This is a genomic window from Catenulispora rubra, assembly GCF_015356825.1.
GTDB lineage: Bacteria > Actinomycetota > Actinomycetes > Streptomycetales > Catenulisporaceae > Catenulispora > Catenulispora rubra.
The window spans coordinates 1-3,553 of sequence record NZ_JAACYW010000513.1 but is presented as its reverse complement, the minus strand read 5'-3'; the positions used below and the strand labels follow the sequence as shown (position 1 = coordinate 3,553).

The 3,553-nt window shown below is 68.9% G+C and carries 5 protein-coding genes; 4 read left to right on the top strand and 1 reads right to left on the bottom strand.

Annotated features, from left to right (window positions below; all coding sequences use genetic code 11):
* Positions 1-147 precede the first annotated feature (147 nt).
* Positions 148-567 carry a nuclear transport factor 2 family protein gene (locus tag GWK61_RS53275; protein ID WP_194922008.1) on the bottom strand — a complete coding sequence of 140 codons (420 nt, stop codon included), beginning with the start codon at positions 565-567 and terminating at the stop codon, positions 148-150.
* Positions 568-689: 122 nt separating this feature from the next.
* On the opposite strand from GWK61_RS53275, the gene paaA reads away from it, so the two are divergent.
* From paaA to paaD, 4 genes are all read left to right on the top strand, one after another.
* Complete coding sequence (gene paaA / locus GWK61_RS53270; protein WP_323748184.1) at positions 690-1,649, top strand: 1,2-phenylacetyl-CoA epoxidase subunit PaaA; 960 nt, start codon at positions 690-692, stop codon at positions 1,647-1,649.
* The gene (gene paaB / locus GWK61_RS53265; RefSeq protein ID WP_194922004.1) at positions 1,646-1,930 is read left to right on the top strand and encodes a 1,2-phenylacetyl-CoA epoxidase subunit PaaB; all 285 of its coding nucleotides are present in this window, start codon (positions 1,646-1,648) and stop codon (positions 1,928-1,930) included. Before paaA ends, paaB begins: the two co-directional genes overlap by 4 nt.
* Complete coding sequence (paaC, locus tag GWK61_RS53260) at positions 1,927-2,715, top strand: 1,2-phenylacetyl-CoA epoxidase subunit PaaC (protein ID WP_194922002.1); 789 nt, start codon at positions 1,927-1,929, stop codon at positions 2,713-2,715. The genes paaB and paaC overlap by 4 nt, the downstream gene beginning before the upstream one ends.
* Before the next feature lie 45 nt (positions 2,716-2,760).
* The coding region (gene paaD, locus GWK61_RS53255; protein ID WP_194922000.1) for a 1,2-phenylacetyl-CoA epoxidase subunit PaaD at positions 2,761-3,553 on the top strand (793 nt) is incomplete at its 3' end.

Sequence of the window (3,553 nt, the reverse complement as noted above, 5' to 3'; positions counted from 1 at the left end):
ACGGGTCGCGCGGGTCGCATTCGGAGCACACGATTGCGATTACCGAGGATGGGGCTCGGGTGCTCACTCGGGTGGATTGAGTTTTTGGTTTGTGGTTTTTTCTGGTCGGCGCCGGCTTTGTCGGCGCCGATTTTCTTTTGTCTTTCGTCAGTTCACCAGGTCGGGTGCGAAGTAGTCGCGCAACTGCGCGATCTTGTCGTCGCGGATACGGAAGATCTGCACGAGGGAGACGGCCGTGTCCTCCTCATTTGTTTCTTTGTCGCCGTCGAAGACCGTGTCGATCTCGGCGATGAACACGTCAGGATCCGCGGTGGTGTGCAGGACGAATCCGGACTTCTCGAAATTCGGCGAGCGGTCGTCCTTCGGCAGTCGCTCGTAGTACGCCGCCATCCCGTCGCGAATCTCTTCGCGACCAGCCAGTCTCCTTGGGAACGCGGCGCCGGCGGGCATGAGCGGCGCCTCGTAGACACCGTCCTCGGTGAAGTTCTCAGCGAGGGCGTCGGCGTTCCGGGTCATGGTGCCGGCGTGGATGTAGCTCTGGAAGATCTGCAGCGGCGTTCGGGACATGGCCCCATCATCACAGCGGGACGCGCTGCGTTCCTGCGATTTCGGCGCCTCCCTTGTTGACACCGCCGCCGTCCTGGCGGGACGATGGAACCGAACGTTCGGTCGGTTGAGAGGTGGATGCCGTGACGGAGCCGCTGGACACGACGGCGCTGCAGGAGCGCTTCGACGGGCTGATCGCCGCCGACGAGCGGATCGAGCCGCGGGACTGGATGCCGGAGGCGTACCGCAAGACGCTCGTGCGCCAGATCGCGCAGCACGCGCACTCCGAGATCATCGGGATGCAGCCGGAGGGCAACTGGATCACGCGGGCGCCCTCGCTGCGGCGCAAGGCGATCCTGCTGGCGAAGGTGCAGGACGAGGCCGGGCACGGTCTCTACCTCTACGCGGCCGCCGAGACGCTCGGCGTGGACCGTGCCGACCTGCTCGACGCGCTGCACAACGGGCGTCAGAAGTACTCCTCGATCTTCAACTACCCGACACTGACCTGGGCCGACATCGGTGCCGTGGGCTGGCTGGTGGACGGCGCGGCGATCATCAACCAGATCCCGCTCCAGCGCTGCTCCTACGGCCCCTACGCGCGGGCCATGGTGCGCATCTGTAAGGAGGAGTCCTTCCACCAACGGCAGGGCTTCGAGCTGCTGAACGACCTGGCCCACGGCACGCCCGAGCAGCACGCCATGGCGCAGGACGCGCTGGACCGCTGGTGGTGGCCGTCGCTGATGATGTTCGGGCCGCCGGACGCCGAGTCCTCGCACTCCGCGCAGTCCATGGCCTGGCGCATCAAGCGGCACTCCAACGACGATTTGCGGCAGCGCTTCGTCGACATCAGCGTCCCGCAGGCCGAGGCGCTGGGGCTGACCATCCCGGACCCGGACCTGCGGTGGAACGAGGAGCGTGGGCACTACGACTTCGGCGTGATCGACTGGACGGAGTTCCAGGAGATCCTGGCCGGCAACGGGCCGTGCAACCGGCAGCGCGTCGCGGCGCGGGTGCAGGCGCATGAGGACGGCGAGTGGGTTCGGCAGGCGGCTATGGCTTATGCGGCCAAGCACAGTGACAGTGAGAGGGATGTGGCGGCGTGAGTAGCGGTCTGCCTCTGTGGGAGGTCTTCATCCGCGGGCGGCGGGGGCTGTCGCATCAGCACGTCGGGAGCGTGCACGCCTCGGACGCGGAGATGGCGCTGCGTAATGCGCGGGATCTCTATACGCGGCGCGGCGAGGGGGTCTCCATTTGGGTCGTCCCGGCGGCTTCGGTCTCCGCGTCCTCGCCGGACGAGAAGGAGCCGTTCTTCGACCCGGCTGCGGACAAGGTCTATCGGCATCCGACGTTCTACCGGGTTCCGGAAGGCGTGAAGAACCTGTGACTACCTCTACAGAGCCCTCTGCGTCCTCTGCATCCTCTGCGCTGGTTGCGCAGTACGCGCTTGAGCTGGGCGACGACGCGCTGATCCTGTCGCACCGGCTGTCGGAGTGGTGCGCGCATTCTCCGGAGCTGGAGGAGGACGTCGCACTGGCGAACCTCGCGCTGGACCTCTTGGGACAGGCCCGGACGCTGCTTACGTATGCGGGCTCTCTGGAGGGCGCAGGGCGTTCTGAGGACGACTTGGCGTTCCTGCGCACGGAGCGGGATTTCCGCAACGTGCTGCTGGTGGAGCAGCCCAACGGCGACTTCGCGGCGACGATCGCGCGGCACCTGTACTTCGCGACGTACCAGAGCGAGCTGTACGCGGCCCTGTGCGAGTCGACGGACCCGGACCTCTCGGCGCTGGCGGCGAAGGCGGTGAAGGAGGTCGCGTACCACCGCGACCACGCCGTGCAGTGGACCCTGCGCCTCGGCGACGGGACCGAGGAGAGCCACCGCCGCATGCAGGCCGGGCTGGACCAGCTGTGGCCGTACACGGCGGAACTGTTCTCCGCGGACCCGATCGCCTCCGCGCTGGTGGAGTCCGGCGTCGCGGTGGACCCCCGCACACTGCGGCCCGCGTGGGAAGCGTCGGTCGCCGGCGTGGTCGAAGCAGCGACGCTGACGATGCCCGCCGACGGCTGGCAGCCGCGCGGCGGTCGCGCGGGGCGGCACAGCGAGGGGTTCGGGCTGCTGCTGGGGGAGATGCAGGCGCTGCACCGGCAGTACCCCGGGGCGAGCTGGTAGACGCCAGAAGCAGGTAGACGCGAGAAGACGACGGAGGTGACGAAGATGGCGATTGTCGAGGAGCGCGTGGCGCTCGACCTGGAGGCGTTGGAGGCCGCCGCGTCAGCGGTCCCGGACCCGGAACTCCCGGTAGTGACCCTCGGCGATCTCGGCATCATCCGCGGCGTCTCGCTCGCTGACGACGGCGCGGTCGAGGTCCGCATCACCCCGACGTTCGTGGGCTGCCCGGCCACCGAAGTCATCGCCACCGACGTCCGCACAGCCGTCGCAGACCACCTCCGCGAATCCGGCACCCCCGACATCGAAGTGCGCACCCGCACAGCAATGTCACCCCCCTGGAGCACCGACTGGATCAGCCCCGCCGGCCGCCGCAAGCTCGCCGACCACGGCATCGCCCCGCCGAGCGGCGCGGCGCGGCACGCCGGGGGCCCGGTCGCCGTGACGATCGGGCGCGTCGGCGGTGGCGCGCGGGCGGCCGAGCTCGGCGGCCTGGCTGACCGCACGCCGGGCAGTGTTGAGCTGAGCGGCGAATCGATGGCCGATCGTGCTGTGGCTGGCGTGCGCGCGGTTGAGCATGGCAGCGCGTCTGCGGCTGATCGAGCGGTCGCGAGCGCGGTTGGGACTGGCGGCGTGCTTGATGGCGTGCCGGGCAGCGTTGAGCTGAGCGGCGTGTCGGCGGCTGATCGTGCGGTGGCGAGTGCGGGCGCTGGCGTGCGCGCGGTCGAGGTCCGCATCACCCCGACGTTCGTGGGCTGCCCGGCCACCGAAGTCATCGCCACCGACGTCCGCACAGCCGTCGCAGACCACCTCCGCGAATCCGGCACCCCCGACATCGAAG

What these genes read in the sequence shown, in the direction of transcription:
- GWK61_RS53275 (WP_194922008.1), bottom strand. Translation starts at nt 567, where the DNA reads ATGTCCCGAACGCCGCTGCAGATCTTCCAGAGCTACATCCACGCCGGC.